Here is a 535-nt window from a genome sequence, read left to right as displayed (position 1 = left end):
GATGTAACCAATCCGTTCCAGTCATTGATAAGACCGCTGACATTGTTCTTCATCGTCACCACATTTGCCCATCCCTCCGGGTCAATGGCAAAGAAAAGGTCATTAGCAGTGGCATATTGGGCCATCAGTATCATGCCCTCCACCTTGTAACGTATCTCCAAAAGGCCGGAATAGATGGAATTGGCAAGTGACAATCGTTCATAGCGGTCAAGCATATTATAACCGTCATTTTTCTTCTCAGCCGTACCTTGTCCTTTAAGTGGATTCTGTATCGTGGCATTGTTCACGATATTGACGAAATTGCCCACCAACTGCTGGGTTTCCGTCACAAGGTTGCCCAGTTCATTCAGGCATAGCAGCTTGTTGGAGAACTTTGCCTTGCTTACCGTTTGGATAAGTTCCGGCACATCTTTGAGGATGTCGTATGCGCATAGTCCAATCTCCTTGTAGTATTTGCTCTCCGTACCGAAGCCCGACACGTTCTGCATTGTCACCTTATAGAGTTCCTTGATGGTAGCCATGCTCACGGTATAGA

1 protein-coding gene is annotated in these 535 nt (G+C 46.5%); it reads right to left on the bottom strand.

Features of this window, described 5'->3' with window-relative positions:
• A partial coding sequence (locus tag MoGM_RS00050) for a hypothetical protein (protein ID WP_104368236.1) occupies positions 1–535 on the bottom strand: 535 nt, incomplete at both ends.

This window comes from Prevotella sp. MGM1 (assembly GCF_002933775.1).
Classification (GTDB): Bacteria; Bacteroidota; Bacteroidia; order Bacteroidales; family Bacteroidaceae; genus Prevotella.
The sequence above is the reverse complement of the archived record's forward strand: the minus strand, read 5'-3'. Positions and strand labels throughout refer to the sequence as shown.